General features: G+C 59.6%; 15 protein-coding genes. 6 read left to right on the top strand and 9 right to left on the bottom strand.

Annotated features, from left to right (window positions below; genetic code table 11):
- Positions 1-9 precede the first annotated feature (9 nt).
- From astE to ves, 3 genes are all read left to right on the top strand, one after another.
- Entirely contained in the window at positions 10-978 is a 969-nt protein-coding gene (gene astE, locus DW58_RS05910; RefSeq protein WP_024550937.1) for a succinylglutamate desuccinylase, read from the top strand.
- Positions 979-1,294: 316 nt separating this feature from the next.
- A complete protein-coding gene (gene spy, locus DW58_RS05905) occupies positions 1,295-1,774 on the top strand; it encodes an ATP-independent periplasmic protein-refolding chaperone Spy (protein ID WP_024550938.1) in 480 nt (159 codons plus the stop codon).
- A gap of 278 nt (positions 1,775-2,052) precedes the next feature.
- On the top strand, positions 2,053-2,619 hold the full coding sequence (gene ves, locus DW58_RS05900; protein WP_024550939.1) for an environmental stress-induced protein Ves: 567 nt from the start codon (positions 2,053-2,055) through the stop codon (positions 2,617-2,619).
- On the opposite strand, the gene cho is transcribed toward ves, so the two are convergent.
- Entirely contained in the window at positions 2,596-3,474 is an 879-nt protein-coding gene (gene cho / locus DW58_RS05895; protein WP_024562598.1) for an excinuclease Cho, read from the bottom strand. The two genes, ves and cho, sit on opposite strands and share 24 nt — an antisense overlap.
- A gap of 141 nt (positions 3,475-3,615) precedes the next feature.
- Positions 3,616-4,443, bottom strand: a complete 828-nt coding sequence (gene nadE, locus DW58_RS05890) for an ammonia-dependent NAD(+) synthetase (protein ID WP_024551160.1) — start codon at positions 4,441-4,443, stop codon at positions 3,616-3,618.
- 249 nt (positions 4,444-4,692) lie between these two features.
- Between nadE and osmE the strand changes: the two genes are divergently transcribed.
- Complete coding sequence (gene osmE, locus DW58_RS05885) at positions 4,693-5,040, top strand: osmotically-inducible lipoprotein OsmE (protein WP_024551159.1); 348 nt, start codon at positions 4,693-4,695, stop codon at positions 5,038-5,040.
- A 51-nt stretch (positions 5,041-5,091) separates the two neighbouring features.
- On the opposite strand, the gene katE is transcribed toward osmE, so the two are convergent.
- Positions 5,092-7,350, bottom strand: a complete 2,259-nt coding sequence (katE, locus tag DW58_RS05880; RefSeq protein ID WP_029592601.1) for a catalase HPII — start codon at positions 7,348-7,350, stop codon at positions 5,092-5,094.
- 221 nt (positions 7,351-7,571) lie between these two features.
- On the opposite strand from katE, the gene cedA reads away from it, so the two are divergent.
- Positions 7,572-7,805 (top strand): cell division activator CedA, encoded by a 234-nt coding sequence (cedA, locus tag DW58_RS05875; protein ID WP_029592599.1) that lies wholly within the window; start codon positions 7,572-7,574, stop codon positions 7,803-7,805.
- A 97-nt stretch (positions 7,806-7,902) separates the two neighbouring features.
- On the opposite strand, the gene DW58_RS05870 is transcribed toward cedA, so the two are convergent.
- The 4 genes from DW58_RS05870 to hxpB all read right to left on the bottom strand — a co-directional run bounded on the left by DW58_RS05870 (position 7,903) and on the right by hxpB (position 11,707).
- Entirely contained in the window at positions 7,903-9,294 is a 1,392-nt protein-coding gene (locus tag DW58_RS05870; RefSeq protein ID WP_024548702.1) for an L-cystine transporter, read from the bottom strand.
- Positions 9,295-9,428: 134 nt separating this feature from the next.
- Complete coding sequence (locus tag DW58_RS05865; protein ID WP_024548701.1) at positions 9,429-10,019, bottom strand: metal-dependent hydrolase; 591 nt, start codon at positions 10,017-10,019, stop codon at positions 9,429-9,431.
- 92 nt (positions 10,020-10,111) lie between these two features.
- Positions 10,112-10,873 (bottom strand): 2-dehydro-3-deoxy-D-gluconate 5-dehydrogenase KduD, encoded by a 762-nt coding sequence (gene kduD, locus DW58_RS05860; protein WP_024548700.1) that lies wholly within the window; start codon positions 10,871-10,873, stop codon positions 10,112-10,114.
- Positions 10,874-11,038: 165 nt separating this feature from the next.
- Positions 11,039-11,707, bottom strand: a complete 669-nt coding sequence (gene hxpB / locus DW58_RS05855) for a hexitol phosphatase HxpB (protein ID WP_024548699.1) — start codon at positions 11,705-11,707, stop codon at positions 11,039-11,041.
- Between the two features lie 149 nt (positions 11,708-11,856).
- Here hxpB and DW58_RS05850 point away from each other — a divergent pair, with 149 nt between their 5' ends.
- On the top strand, positions 11,857-12,393 hold the full coding sequence (locus DW58_RS05850; protein ID WP_024548698.1) for a YniB family protein: 537 nt from the start codon (positions 11,857-11,859) through the stop codon (positions 12,391-12,393).
- Between the two features lie 18 nt (positions 12,394-12,411).
- On the opposite strand, the gene DW58_RS05845 is transcribed toward DW58_RS05850, so the two are convergent.
- Positions 12,412-13,272: a fructosamine kinase family protein gene (locus DW58_RS05845; protein WP_024548697.1), complete on the bottom strand. Its 861-nt coding sequence runs from the start codon at positions 13,270-13,272 to the stop codon at positions 12,412-12,414.
- Between the two features lie 88 nt (positions 13,273-13,360).
- Complete coding sequence (gene ghoS, locus DW58_RS05840) at positions 13,361-13,657, bottom strand: type V toxin-antitoxin system endoribonuclease antitoxin GhoS (protein WP_024548696.1); 297 nt, start codon at positions 13,655-13,657, stop codon at positions 13,361-13,363.
- Positions 13,658-13,673 lie beyond the last annotated feature (16 nt).

Genomic DNA, 13,673 nt, shown 5'->3' with positions numbered 1-13,673 from the left:
GGAGAGACGATGAGGGATTTTCTCGCACGTACCCTGCGCGCAGAGACGCCGCGCTGTACCGAAGGCGAGACGGCGTCGTTTCGCTGGCGCTGGCTGGAAGAGGGGGTGCTTACCCTGGAGCCACGGGAGCCGGTTGACCAGGCGCTGGTGCTCTCCGCCGGCATTCACGGCAATGAGACGGCGCCGGTGGAGCTGCTCGACTCCCTGATGGGCAAGCTGTTTCGCGGCGACATCCGCCTTCAGTGGCGGCTGCTGGTGATCCTCGGCAACCCTGCCGCGCTGCGTGCCGACCGCCGTTTTATCGACTATGACATCAACCGCCTGTTCAGCGGGCGCTGGCAGGCGGCGACGCCGGGCGTGGAGTCGGCGCGCGCCGGGCGGCTGGAAGCGCAGGTCAGCGCGTTTTTTTCCGCCGGGCAGGAGACGACCCGCTGGCATCTGGATATGCACACCGCCATTCGCGGCTCGCTCTACCCCCGCTTCGGCGTGCTGCCTGCCCGGACGCAGCCCTGGGATGAGGGCTTCCTGCACTGGCTGGGCAGCGCCGGGCTGGAGGCGATAGTCTTTCATCAGGCACCGGGCGGCACCTTTACCCACTACACCGGCGATCGCTGTGCGGCGCTGAGCTGCACTCTGGAGCTCGGCAAGGCGCAGCCGTTTGGCACCAACGATCTCAGCCAGTTTGCCGCCGCCGGCCAGGCGCTGGCTGCCCTGCTTGATGGCGCACCACTGCCCGCGTTCGCGGCGCCGCCGCGGCGCTACCGGGTGGTGGGGCAGATCACCCGTCACAGCGAGGCGTTTACGCTGCACATGCCCGCCTCGACCCTCAACTTCACGCCCTTTCCCCAGGGCACGCTGCTGGCTGAAGATGGCGAGACGCGCTACACCGTGGCGCATGAGGTGGAGAGGGTGCTGTTTCCTAATCCAGGCGTGGCCCCCGGATTACGTGCCGGGTTGATGCTGGTGGAAATAGCGTAATGAATCAGGCCCCGAATGACGGGGCTTATTTTTTGGGCTGCGGATAATTATCAGGAATTATCCTGGATTAACGCTTTTCTTCGGCAGCATGACTGTTTATACTTTCTCCACATTTTGCGCTAAATCAATCAGATAACATATTTGTTCACCCCTCTCCGCAATCTTTCCTTATTTTCTCCATAATTGAACAAACTTTCGGATTTACGCTTTCACAGCTTTACTGATGCTCTGATTACTTGACGCTGAACCCCCTAAACTCATTCTCGTCAACCCGGTGAACGCACCGAAAAATAAACGGAAAGAAAAGGACAATATTATGCGTAAATTAACAACGGCAATGATTGTGGCTTCTGGCATGATGTTCGGCGCGGCTAACCTGGCCCACGCGGCCGATGCACAGCCGGTGGTCGATAACGGTAAACCGATGATGCAGCACAAGCGCGGCCCGCATCACGACATGATGTTTAAAGATTTGAACCTGACCGACGCACAGAAACAGCAGGTGCGCGACATCATGAAAGAGCAGCGTGAGAAAATGCAGCGTCCGTCCGTTGAAGAGCGTCGTGCGATGCACAGCATCATCGCCAGCGACAGCTTCGACCGCGCCAAAGCGCAGCAGGAAGTGGACAAAATGGCCGAGCAGCACAAGGCCCGCATGATGGCGCACATGGAAACCCAGAACAAAATCTACAATATCCTGACCCCGGAACAGAAAAAGCAGTTCAATGCTAATTTTGAGAAGCGTCTGACAGAACGTGGCGCCCCGGCAGGTAAAATGCCTGAGTCTGCTGAATAAGCACGACAGATTTTCTAAGACCGCCGGTCCTGCTCATCCACGTTGGTGGGCAGGGTCGGCGGTCTTCTCATATCCGCTTATCCGCTTTCCCTTGCCTGTACGCCCCGACGCGTTATTCTCTCTGCGACTGAAATAATAAACTGATTCAGCGAGCTTTTTTTTTAAACTGCCCCTAAGGTAAATCGCCCTTCTGGTCGATAACGAAGGCAGTACGCACAACAATAATTTTTACTGCGCCTTTCAGGCGCGGTCGCGCGGTGCGCGTTTCAGGAGTCGCAATGGAATTTTTCGATATTAATAAAATGCCGGTGAATTTGTGGCGCAACGGGGCGGGCGAAACCCGCGAGATCTGCTGTTTTCCGCCGGCGACCCGGGATTTCACCTGGCGCGCCAGCATCGCCTCGATTGCCGGCAACGGCGAATTCGCCACGCTGCCGCAGGTGGACCGGGTGATTACGCTGATTGAAGGCGGGGAGGTGACGCTCGACGGCGGCAGCGCCTTTCGCCACACCCTGAAGCGCTATCAGCCGTTTGCCTTTTCCGGCGAGCAGCCGGTACGCGCCGAGCTGACCGAGGGGCGGATGTCGATGGATTTTAATATCATGACCCACCGCGAACGTTGCCGGGCGCAGGTGCGGGTCGCTGACCGCACCTTCACCACCTTTGGCAACCACGGTGGGATCGTGTTTGTGCTGAGCGGCGCCTGGCAGCTGGGAGAGACGCTGCTCAGCGTCGATCAGGGCGCCTGGTGGCAGGAGGGGCGACACACGCTGCGGCTGTTGAAAAACCACGGCCAGCTGCTGTTCACCGAAATTGCGGCGCTACCGGGACAGGCTGTCGCCTAGCTCGATAATATCGAAGTCGCCGCGGATCATCGGCTTGCAGAGGATTTTATACCCGTCGTTATCGAAGCCGCGCTGGGGCTGTTTAAACTGCGCGGCGTCTTCCAGACGTTCCACCGATCCCAGCCAGAACCAGTTGTGGATGATGTGATACTGGGTCATCTCGCCAAAGCTCTCTTTCAGGCCCACCGGGCCGTTCCACGGCCAGCACACCACGCGCATCTGCTCCAGGGCATCCAGCAGACGGGTAAAGTGCTCGGCTTCGCTTTCACGTCCGCAGCAGGCACCCGCGCAGCGCTTAAGCGCCGAACGGAAGCAGGCGCGGCCGCGCGGCAGGCTTTCAAGCCCCACCAGGCCGTAGCAGAGCTGCCAGTCATCGGCGATGGTTTTTAGCGTCTCCAGCGCCGCGCGCCGGTTAGCAAACAGGCCATAAAGCCCGGACTGGGCGGCGAAATCCACCTCTTTGGCATACACCACCTGCGGTTTACCGTTGGCGAGCAGCAGGGAGCAGAGCTGGCGGTTGCGGCGCAGACGCTTGTTGAACAGCGGCTGCTGCTCTTTGATCATCTGGGCTTCCAGCAGCAGCGCGCCAACTTCACCGGCGGTGCAGGTGAAGGTGATGCGCCGGGACTGGCGCAGCATGGCGGCTTCATCGGCAGTGCGCAGGTGCGACAGCACCCGGCTGCGGATGTTGACGCTCTTGCCGATGTAGAGCGGCATGGTGTCGCTCTCGCCATGGAAAATATACACCCCAGGATGGCGCGGCAGCGCCTCAAGCCAGGGGCGAAGATGTTCGGGATACTCATAGATGGCGGCGGAATCGAACTCCGGCCCGGCCGCACGGGGACGTCTTACCACGGAACACTCCTGAATACTGGTTGCCTGTACAGTGTAGCAGAGCGATCGTGGTGAAAAAAGCGTCTTTCACACGCCCGGTGGCGCGCGGTGAGAAGGAAGGGAGCGGCAGGCAAAAAAAAGGTGGCTTGCGCCACCTTCGGGTTATTTCTTCCAGAAGTCGTCAAACACGGTAATCGGCGGGCGACGCTTGTGCTCGGTTTTCTGATACCAGCCTTCGATGATGGCGGCGGTAGCCGGATCGATGGTTTTACCTTCCAGGTAATCATCAATCTGGTCATAGGTGACACCGAGCGCCACTTCGTCCGCCAGCGCAGGGCGGTCGTCTTCCAGATCCGCGGTCGGCACTTTCAGATAGAGGTGTTCCGGGCAGCCCAGCGCTTTCAGCAGCTGTTTACCCTGGCGCTTGTTCAGGCGGTAGATCGGGTTGATGTCGGTCCCGCCGTCGCCGTACTTGGTGAAGAAGCCGGTAATCGCTTCGGCAGCGTGATCGGTGCCGGCCACTACGCCGCTGGTCATGCTGGCGATGCTGTACTGCGCTTTCATACGCTCGCGGGCTTTTTCATTGCCGCGCACGAAGTCGCTGACCTCAATCCCCGCCTCGCGCAGCGCTTTTTCGCTCGCCAGCACCGACTCCTTAATGTTGACGGTCAGCACCCGGTTCGGCTGGATGAACGCGATGGCGTCCTGACAGTCCTGTTCGTCGGCCTGCACGCCGAACGGCAGACGCACGGCGATAAACTGGTAGGCGTCATCCCCGGTTTCGTCACGCAGTTCGTTGATGGCCAGCTGGCACAGCTTGCCCGTCAGGGTGGAGTCCTGACCGCCGCTGATACCCAGCACCAGGGTTTTTAAGAACGGGTGCGCCTGCAAATAACTTTTCAGGAAATCAATGCTGCGGCGAATTTCGTGTTGCGCGTCGATCTGCGGACTGGCGCCCAGCGCCTTAATGATTTCTTGTTGTAAAGCCATCTGTCCCTCCAAAGATTAACCTGACACATCAGGTAAATAGATATTAAGTAAAGCTAAACCTTTGTGGCAAAAACAACAAGCGCAGGGCCATAGTAAAACCGCATGCCTGCCGAAATGAGCAGCAGTTTGCCGCCACTTATTTCGGGCAGAGAATGTTCCTAAAGCCAGAAACATTTTTGGTAGCGAGTTGAAAAATCTTCTTTGTTATTCCAGGCTTATCTCACACGCTGAAAAAAACGAGGAAGGAAAATGAAAAAGAACTTTGCAGGAATTTTAAGTGCAGCGGCTGTTCTGACCATGCTGGCGGGCTGTACCGCATACGATCGCACTAAAGATCAGTTTACCCAGCCACTGGTTAAAGACGTTAAGAAAGGCATGAGCCGTGAACAGGTTCGTCAGATTGCCGGTCAGCCGTCAACTGAGATCAACATGGTTCACGCTCGCGGTACTTGCCAGACCTACATCCTGGGTCAGCGCGATGGCAAAGCGGAAACCTATTTCGTGGCGCTGGATGAAACCGGCCACGTGCTGAACTCTGGCTACCAGACCTGTGCGGAGTACGACACCGACCCGCAGGCTAAGCAGAAAACGCAGTAACAGTAAGTCAGTAAAAAAGAAACCGGCCACTGCGCCGGTTTCTTTTTGCCCTTATGCCGGGATAGTCAGCGCCTGCGGCGTGCGTGACCAGACCCGGTGATGGCACAGCTGCTGGATGAAGTCATCCACGAAGGTGCCGGTACCGTTATCCGCTTCCACCAGACCCTCTTCACCCTGCGGCCCGACGCCGAGCACGGTTTTCATCTGCCGCGCATCCCCGACCAGACCAATCACCTTCAAATGCTTATAGGCTTCCAGCAGGTAATAGACCGCATCGGCATTACCGGCAAGGCTGTCGATCTGCCCGCCGGGAACGATGACGGCATCGACGGTCACCGACGGTGAACCGGCGAAGGTAGCGGCAATCTCCAGCACTGAACCGTCGTCGACGGTCAGCTCGCCCATGCGGGAATAGAGCAGGCGGGCATGGACGCCCTGGGCTTTCAGCCCCTGCAGAATCGCCAGCAGATCGCTTGCCCGGGTGTGGTCATTAAGCAGAACCGCCACCACGCGACCCTTCACCGATCCGCCCGGCACCGCGTACAGACTCAGCGAGGCATCTTTTTTCAGGCCGTTCACGTCTTTTGGCGGCGCAAGGTGCATCTGCTCGTCGGTCAGGGTGATGCCGAGGTTCGTGGCCACCGGATGGGCCAGCGAAATATCAATGCGCGCCAGGTGATCCACCACCCGCTCGCGGATGTAGCCGCGCACCACTTTCGACAGCTCGAAGCTGAAGGCATCGATAATATGCTGCTGCTCCACCGGGGTCTGGCTCTGCCAGAACAGGCGCGGATGGGAGTAGTACTCGCCAAACGAGGGGCTGCGCTCGCGGATTTTGTGGCCTTCAACCCGGGTCTGGTACGACTCGAACCCACCGCGCTGCGGTGCCGGCGGCGTTTCACGCGGCCAGTTATCGTTGATGGAGTTCGGCTCGTAGTTGGCCGGGTTGGTATCAATATCCATGCGGTGCATGCCGTCGCGCTGGAAATTGTGGTACGGGCAGGTAGGCCGGTTGATGGGGATCTCGTGGAAGTTTGGTCCACCGAGGCGGCTTATCTGGGTATCGGTATAGGAGAACAGGCGCCCCTGCAGCAGCGGATCGTTTGAGAAGTCGAGGCCCGGCACGATATGGCCCGGGTGGAACGCGGCCTGCTCGTTCTCGGCGAAGAAGTTATCCGGGTTGCGGTTTAACACCATTTTGCCCACCAGCTGCACCGGCACCAGCTCTTCCGGGATCAGCTTCGTCGGGTCGAGCAGGTCGAAGTCGTAACGGAACTCGTCCTCTTCAGGGATCAGCTGCAGCCCCAGTTCGTACTCCGGATAATCGCCCGCTTCAATGGATTCCCACAGATCGCGGCGGTGGAAGTCCGGGTCGCGACCGGTCAGCTTCTGGGACTCATCCCACAGCAGCGACGCTTTCCCCGCGACCGGCTTCCAGTGGAAGCGCACGAAGGTGGCTTTGCCGTCGGCGTTGATCATGCGGAAGGTGTGAATGCCAAAGCCTTCCATGGTGCGGTAGCTGCGCGGAATGCCGCGATCCGACATGGCCCAGATGACATTATGCAGCGTTTCCGGCTGGAGGGAGACGTAGTCCCAGAAGGTGTCGTGGGCGCTTTGCCCCTGCGGGATCGCCCAGTGCGGCTCCGGTTTTACGGCGTGGACAAAATCCGGGAACTTGTGGGCGTCCTGAATGAAGAACACCGGCGTGTTGTTGCCCACCAGATCGAAGATGCCTTCGTCGGTATAGAACTTGGTCGCGAAACCGCGGATGTCACGCACCGTGTCGGCCGAGCCGACGCCGCCCTGAACGGTGGAGAAACGGACAAACACCGGCGTGATTTTATCCGGATCGGCCAGGAAACTGGCTTTGGTGATGTCGCTCAGGCTGCGGTAGGGCTGGAAGTAACCGTGCGCCGCGGAACCGCGGGCGTGCACGATGCGCTCCGGGATACGCTCGTGGTCAAAGTGGGTGATCTTTTCGCGCAGGATAAAGTCTTCGAGCAGCGTCGGCCCGCGGGTGCCGGCGCGAAGTGAATTCTGATCGTCAGCGATGCGCACGCCCTGGTTGGTGGTCAGCGCTTCGTTCTCGCCGTTTTTGCGGAACGCATCAAGGCGGTTGAGCTTGTCGTTGGCGGTGTCGGGGGCTTTCAGCCTGCCGGGGGCGGTGGGTTCAGCGCCGGGCGGGGTAGGGTGTGAGGGCGGGCGGTGGGAGCCATCCTCGGGGGCCAGGGAGCCCAGTCCCGGTTTCGCCTGGCGGGCGTCATGTACCGGCGCCCGGTGGGTGGGCTTGTTGTTCTCATTGTGCGACATTTCGCGTCTCCTGTTTTCATCACTGATAACGGGTGGGAGTATAAAAACCCCTCTAACTATAGAACAATTTGCCCATTACACCGGGGCGCGGCGGGCGTTCCCTGCCGCTTCGGCTGTTGTTTTTTAACGGGAAAGCGCACGCCGGGCGCGACGAAAAGCGCTGCAATCCGCTATCATAAGCGCTCTTTTTTCTGAACGAGTGACCGATCAACGTTTTGCCTATGAAACCGTTACGCCAACAGAATCGACGTGTAATCAGCTACGTACCGCGGGTAGAGCCGGCGCCGCCGGATCACGCCCTGAAGATGGACGGTTTTAAAGATGTGTGGTTGCTGCGCGGGAAATACGTCGCCTTTGTACTGGTGTCGAATCACTTTCGCCGCTCGCCCCCCTTTACCACGCCGGATGCGGCGCAGCGCTGGGCCGCGCAGGTGCGCCAGGAAGAAGAGCTTTAACGCGCGCGTTGCGCGCCACCTGCCGTTCATCGTCTGGATGACAGCCATAAAAAAACCTGCGCGATGTTGCCACCGCGCAGGTTTTTTTGCGTCGTGCTTAGCGGTGCGCCAGTTCGGCTTTCTCATCGCTGTTGAGCACGGCTTTATCCGTCTGTTTCATCCACTGGCTGGTCAGGGTGCCCGCCGTCATGGAGCCGCTCACGTTCAGGGCGGTACGGCCCATGTCGATCAGCGGTTCAACGGAGATCAGCAGGGCGACCAGCGTCACCGGCAGACCCATCGCCGGCAGGACGATCAGCGCGGCGAAGGTGGCACCGCCGCCCACGCCCGCCACCCCGGCGGAGCTCAGCGTCACGATACCGACCAGCGTGGCGATCCACATTGGGTCGAGCGGGTTGATGCCCACGGTCGGCGCAACCATTACGGCCAGCATGGCCGGATAAAGACCGGCACAGCCGTTCTGTCCGATGGTGGCACCAAAGGAGGCGGAGAAGCTGGCGATGGCTTCCGGTACGCCAAGACGACGGGTCTGGGCTTCCACGCTCAGCGGAATGGTCGCGGCGCTGGAGCGGCTGGTGAAGGCGAAGGTCAGCACCGGCATCACTTTGCGGAAGAAGCGCAGCGGGCTCACGCCGTTAACCGCCAGCAGCAGGGCGTGTACCCCGAACATGATGGCCAGGCCAAGGTAAGAAGCCACCACGAAGCTGCCGAGCTTGATGATGTCCTGCAGGTTGGAGCCGGCCACCACTTTAGTCATCAGGGCCATTACACCGTACGGCGTGAGCAGCATCACCAGACGTACCAGCTTCATCACCCAGCTCTGCAGGGTGTCGATCGCGGTCAGCACGCGCTGGCCTTTCGGCGCATCGTCTTTCAGCAGCTTCAGCGCAGCGACCCCGAGGAACGCGGCGAAGATAACCACGCTGATGATGGAGGTCGGGTTCGCCCCGGTCAGATCGGCAAACGGGTTTTTCGGCACGAAGGAGAGCAGCAGCTGCGGCACCGTCAGGTCAGCCACTTTGCCCGCGTAGTTGGTTTCAATCGCCGTCAGACGCGCGGTTTCCGCGGTGCCCTGGACCAGACCTTCAGCGGTCAGACCGAACAGGTTGGTCACCAGCACACCCACCAGCGCAGCGATTAGGGTGGTGAACAGCAGCGTACCGATGGTCAGGAAGCTGATTTTACCCAGCGACGCCGCGTTATGCAGACGCGCCACGGCGCTGAGAATCGAGGCGAAAACCAGCGGCATGACGATCATTTGCAGCAGCTGGACATAGCCGTTCCCGACGATGTTAAACCACTGGATTGAATCCTTCAGCACCGGGCTGTTGTCGCCGTAAATAGCGTGCAGCGCCAGACCGAACACCACACCGATGACCAGACCCACCAGCACTTTTCTGGCGAGGCTCCACTGCGCGTTGCTGGCTTTTGCCAGCCCCAGCAGCAGGATGACGAACACCGCAATGTTCGCGATTAATGGAAAGTTCATCCCCGTTCTCCTGAATTATTATGTGCAGGCACGCGCCTTTGTCGTGCCTTTATGGCGCAAGGTTAGCAGATGCGCTGCACGCTCCCTTATATCCAAATGGAATGGTTTATGACGAAAATGAAAAATTCGTCTGCTTATTGACCGGTGTGCGGCGAAATAAAGCGATTAAAGCCATTTTGCAGGGAGTTGATGAGCTGGGACGAGGTGCGGATAACGCTGTTCTCCGGGATGCCCTGGGGCATCCAGACCGCCCAGGCGAAAAACGCCAGGCACAGTACGCGCTCCAGCTGGTTGCCTTTTTGCGGTGCCAGCAGCGGCAGGCGAAAGCGCCAGCGGCAGGGCCACAGTAGGGGGACACCGGCCGGGGTAATCATATCGGCGACGATATGGCTCAGATAACCCACCACCATCCCCTGAATGGCATCCGAGGGGACGACCCAGGTTTCCGGCACCTGTAAATAGAAGAAGGTGAGAACGGCGAACACCGCCAGCAGACTGTGCGTAAACCCGCGATGCCCGAAGGCGCGGGCGATGGGTTTGGCAATCCACTTCAGGCGCTGGCCCAGGAAGGATTTCGGGTGATCGATGTCCGGCAGCAGGCAGGTCAGTATCGCCGAGGGAATAATGTGCCACCAGTCGCCATCCGCGAGCACCGGCGTGAGTTCGGCGTTTTTAGCAAACACCGCACTGGCAATAGAAAAAAGCAGATGGCCTTCCGCCGTCATGATAAAACCCGCTGGAGCTGTCGATTCATCCAGTATAGGGTTTTTATACAGTAGACGGAAGTGGTGACGGTGTAACAATTTCCCTTTGGGAATCAGCGCGCCAGCCAGCCGCCGTCTACCGCCAGGGTATAGCCGTTGACATAGTTTGAGGCGCGAGAGGCAAGAAACACCACCGGGCCCTGCAGATCGTCCGGCGTGCCCCAGCGGCCAGCGGGAATACGGTCGGTGATGGCCTGGTTGCGGTCAGGGTCGTCGCGCAGTGCCTGGGTGTTATCGGTTGCCATGTAGCCGGGGGCAATGGCATTGACGTTGATGTTATGTGGCGCCCACTCGTTCGCCAGCAGACGCGTCAGGCCCAGCACGCCGCTTTTCGATGCGGTATAGGAGGGCACGCGGATGCCGCCCTGCCAGGAGAGCATCGAGGCGATATTAATGATCTTCCCGCCGCTGCCCTGGGCGATAAACTGCCGGGCAACCGCCTGGGAGAGGAAAAACAGCGATTTGAGATTCAGGTTCATCACGTCGTCCCAGTCCTTCTCGCTGAAGTCGATAGCGTCTTCGCGGCGAATAGTTCCGGCGTTGTTGACCAGAATGTCCACCTTGCCGAAGGTGGCAAGGGTATGGCTGAGGATGCGCTCAATGGGTTCAAGGGTGCTGAGGTCGGCCTGCACCACGGTAAAGCGACGGCCCAGCGCCTCCACTTTGCGCGCCGTTTCGTCCGGCCTTTTACGGTTTACCGCCACAATATCGCACCCCGCCTGGGCCAGGCCGAGCGCCATTCCCTGCCCAAGTCCGGTATCGCAGCCGGTCACGATGGCCACTTTTCCGTCCAGATTAAAGGCATCTTCACCCATAACTACCTCGCTGTCAGTCGACGAGTCACAGCCCTGTGGCCGACCCGAATCAGATGAGCTTAGGCAGGCGGATATAAAAACTCAAATTAAACTGAAACAAGGTTTTAAAAACGGGACGGCGGTGGCACAAGCGGGGTACGGGCGACGAACGCCGCCCGCCTGTCGTCAGCCGATAAGATGCGCCGGGAGCAGGGCTTCCAGCGAGGTCAGTTTGACATCCGCCAGCGCCCAGCGCGGATCGTCGCGATTTTCTTCGGCCGGCACCACGATGGAGCGCATGCGCGCCGCCTTCGAGGCGATCATACCGTTGACCGAATCCTCCAGCGTCACGCAGGTGAGCGGCGAGACGCCGAGCTTCGCGGCGGCATCAAGATAGACCTGTGGATGGGGCTTGCTGTAGGGAAGGTGCTCCGCCGAGGCGAGGGCGTCGAAGTTGTCGCGCAGGTCAAACATCTCCAGCACGCGCTCAAGCATGTGCAGCGGGGAGGCGGAGGCGAGGCCCACTTTCAGCCCCTGGGCTTTGCACAGCTGCACCGCCGCCAGCACACCCGGCAGCAGCGGCTTTTTCTCCTCCACCAGCGTCAGGGTGCGGGCGATAATGCGTCGGGTAACTTCGGCATTATCCGGTCCGTTCCACGGCTGACGGGCAAACCACAGATCCACCACCATGTCGATACGCAGCCCGAGGGTGTCCGGTAGTTCGTGCCGCCGGGTGATATCCACCCCGAGGCTCGCCATCACCTCCAGCTCGGCCTGGTCCCACAGCGGCTCAGAGTCAATCAGTAAACCATCCATATCAAATACTGCAGCAAGGATCTGGCGCGAACTCGTCATTGGTTACTCCTGTGATTACGGCATCATGGCTCCGGCCTAAAGCTGACACATCAGGCCGCTATTATCAAACGTCGTGAAAGAACAGGCGAAAACGGGAGGGAGCAGGTAGACTTAACGCGGTAACAAAGCGTCTTTATCAAGGGGAACCAATGACGTATCAACAAGCTGGACGCATCGCGATAGTTAAGCGTATTGCCGGGTGGGTAATTTTTATTCCGGCGCTGATCTCGACCATTATCTCGATCCTGAAATACATGTACGCGCACAGTGAGAAGCAGGCCGGCATCAATGCCGTGATGCTCGACTTTGCCCACGTCATGATCGACATGATGCGGTTTAACACCCCGTTCCTGAATGTGTTCTGGTTCAACTCTCCAACCCCGGACTTTGGCCGCTCGCTGAATCTGGTGTTCTGGGTGATTTTCGCGCTGATTTTTGTCGGGCTGGCGCTGCAGGCGTCCGGCGCGCGCATGAGCCGTCAGGCGAGGTTCCTGCGTGAAGGCGTTGAGGATCAGCTGATTCTTGAGCGGGCAAAAGGGCCGGAAGGGCTGACGCGCGAGCAGATTGAAAATAAAATCGTGGTGCCGCGCCACACCATTTTCGTGCAATTTTTCCCGCTCTATGTGCTGCCGGTAATCGTGATTATCCTCGGCTACCTGCTGTTCTCGCTGATGGGCTTCCTCTAGCCTGACGGACCGGCGGTGTTACACCGCCAGCACGCGTTCCAGGGCGCGCTGCGCCACCATCAAATGCTCGCCGCCAAACAAATTCGCACGGTTTAGCAGGGTATACAGCTGATAGAGCGGCTGTCGCTCAACGAACCCGGCCGGAAGCGGAGCCACGGACTGGTAACCATCGTAGATCTGCGGCGGCTGACCGCTGTGCAGCGGCAGCATCGCCAGATCGCACTCGCGATCGCCCCAGTAGCAGGCCGGATCGAAGATGTAGGGGCCGTTCGGGCCAAGGGCGCAGTTATCGGACCACAGGTCGCCGTGCAGCAATGATGGCTGCGGCTGATGCGAGCCCAGCTGCTGCTGCACGCTGTCGACGATGCGATCGATATCGCCAAAGTCGAGTCCTTTCTCCGCCGCCAGCTCCAGCTGCCAGCCGATGCGCTGTTCGGCAAAGAACGTTGACCAGCGGCGCTGCCAGGCGTTGGGCTGCGGGGTGGTGGAGAGGTCGTTATCAAAATCGAGCCCAAACTGCGGCTGATCGCTCCACTGATGCAGACGCGCCAGCTGCTGACCAAGCAGGAACGCGTTGTGGGCATCCAGCGGGCGCGGCTCAAGGTACTCCTGCAGGATAAAGCTGTAGCCGCGATCGCTGCCAACGCCGTACACGTGCGGCACCGTCACGGATTTACTGCGCGACAGCAGCTCAAGCTGGTCGGCTTCAGCCGCAAAGATGGGCAGCAGTTCACGCTCATCGCACTTCACGAAAACGTCGTGCCCGGCGTAACGAATACGCCATGCGGCGTGGATCTCACCGCCGGGAAGCTCGATGCGCTGTTCGATCTCTGCTTCGCCTAACTGATCACGTAACAGACGACTGATGGCTTGCCACATAATGTCTCTCCGTAGGTTGTCTGGCAAATCATAAGCTTAACGTAAACCGCCGATCTGGAAACCGGCGCTGACGCACAGTGTGGGAGGGTTAACGGCTTTCGTTCTCCGCCAGCCAGTCGTGCAGCGGCACCACGGTGACCTCCGGTTTGCGGCCAATGGCCGACTCGGCCAGACCCTCGGCCATGGCTTTCACCTCATCCGCCTCCTGGGGACCGAGCAGGCTGAAGGTCATCGGCCCCAGCTCACGCACTTTACCGTCGTCATCGGTAATGGTGAGCGCGAATCCGCTGCCGGTCATGGCATTCGTCAGCTCATTGACGTCGGTCAGCGACCGGTCGGCCCCGGTAACGGTGACGATGAAACGTTTGATATCGTCGTTGCTCATACTTACCTCGCGGTTG

It is taken from the genome of Siccibacter turicensis LMG 23730 (assembly GCF_000463155.2).
Lineage (GTDB): Bacteria > Pseudomonadota > Gammaproteobacteria > Enterobacterales > Enterobacteriaceae > Siccibacter > Siccibacter turicensis.
This window is presented reverse-complemented; position numbering and strand designations above follow the sequence as displayed.

Coding starts and splice junctions, on each gene's coding strand:
- astE (WP_024550937.1), top strand. CDS start 10: ATGAGGGATTTTCTCGCACGTACCCTGCGCGCAGAGACGCCGCGCTGT.
- spy (WP_024550938.1), top strand. CDS start 1,295: ATGCGTAAATTAACAACGGCAATGATTGTGGCTTCTGGCATGATGTTC.
- ves (WP_024550939.1), top strand. CDS start 2,053: ATGGAATTTTTCGATATTAATAAAATGCCGGTGAATTTGTGGCGCAAC.
- nadE (WP_024551160.1), bottom strand. CDS start 4,443: ATGGCTTTACAACAAGAAATCATTAAGGCGCTGGGCGCCAGTCCGCAG.
- osmE (WP_024551159.1), top strand. CDS start 4,693: ATGAAAAAGAACTTTGCAGGAATTTTAAGTGCAGCGGCTGTTCTGACC.
- katE (WP_029592601.1), bottom strand. CDS start 7,350: ATGTCGCACAATGAGAACAACAAGCCCACCCACCGGGCGCCGGTACAT.
- cedA (WP_029592599.1), top strand. CDS start 7,572: ATGAAACCGTTACGCCAACAGAATCGACGTGTAATCAGCTACGTACCG.
- DW58_RS05870 (WP_024548702.1), bottom strand. CDS start 9,294: ATGAACTTTCCATTAATCGCGAACATTGCGGTGTTCGTCATCCTGCTG.
- DW58_RS05865 (WP_024548701.1), bottom strand. CDS start 10,019: ATGACGGCGGAAGGCCATCTGCTTTTTTCTATTGCCAGTGCGGTGTTT.
- kduD (WP_024548700.1), bottom strand. CDS start 10,873: ATGGGTGAAGATGCCTTTAATCTGGACGGAAAAGTGGCCATCGTGACC.
- hxpB (WP_024548699.1), bottom strand. CDS start 11,707: ATGACGAGTTCGCGCCAGATCCTTGCTGCAGTATTTGATATGGATGGT.
- DW58_RS05850 (WP_024548698.1), top strand. CDS start 11,857: ATGACGTATCAACAAGCTGGACGCATCGCGATAGTTAAGCGTATTGCC.
- DW58_RS05845 (WP_024548697.1), bottom strand. CDS start 13,272: ATGTGGCAAGCCATCAGTCGTCTGTTACGTGATCAGTTAGGCGAAGCA.
- ghoS (WP_024548696.1), bottom strand. CDS start 13,657: ATGAGCAACGACGATATCAAACGTTTCATCGTCACCGTTACCGGGGCC.